The organism is Leptospira stimsonii (assembly GCF_003545885.1).
Taxonomy (GTDB): domain Bacteria; phylum Spirochaetota; class Leptospiria; order Leptospirales; family Leptospiraceae; genus Leptospira; species Leptospira stimsonii.
Window position 1 is genome coordinate 1 of record NZ_QHCT01000044.1, and the last position, 475, is coordinate 475.

General features: G+C 38.9%; 1 pseudogene. It reads left to right on the forward strand.

What is annotated here, in order from left to right:
* A pseudogene (locus DLM75_RS24080) lies at window positions 1–475 on the forward strand (hypothetical protein); the annotation flags it as partial.

Genomic DNA, 475 nt, shown 5'->3' on the forward strand with positions numbered 1-475 from the left:
TCCGTTGCTGAAGAGAAAGGAAAGTATCAAATCGGAACTTTGGTTCATACTCTTGCGATTAAGGGTGGTCCTGTGATCCTTTCTTCTGTTCCAGATCAAAAACAAAAAACACTTCAACCGCTCTTTGATTTCTTACCGGAAGATGTTCCTTTATTTGCGGATGAAGGCATTCCTTGGATGGAACGATACAACAAGAACTTTAGAAGTATCAATCATTCGAAAAGAGCTAAGGATACGAAGAGAAACGTCTGGGGGCGTAATCGTTGGTCTGAGAATGGAATTCATACTCAAGTCGCTGAAGGAACTCAAAGATCGATTAAGTATTCTTTCTTAGCTTCTTACAGTTATATACGACCAGAGAATAGTATTCTTTATCTGAATGAATATTCTGCTTTGAAAGGAATTCGAGTCTATGGTTTAGAAAGGCTCGTTGGTAAGAAGAAGTTAGGATTATTGCGGAATGTAGGGAAGGGAT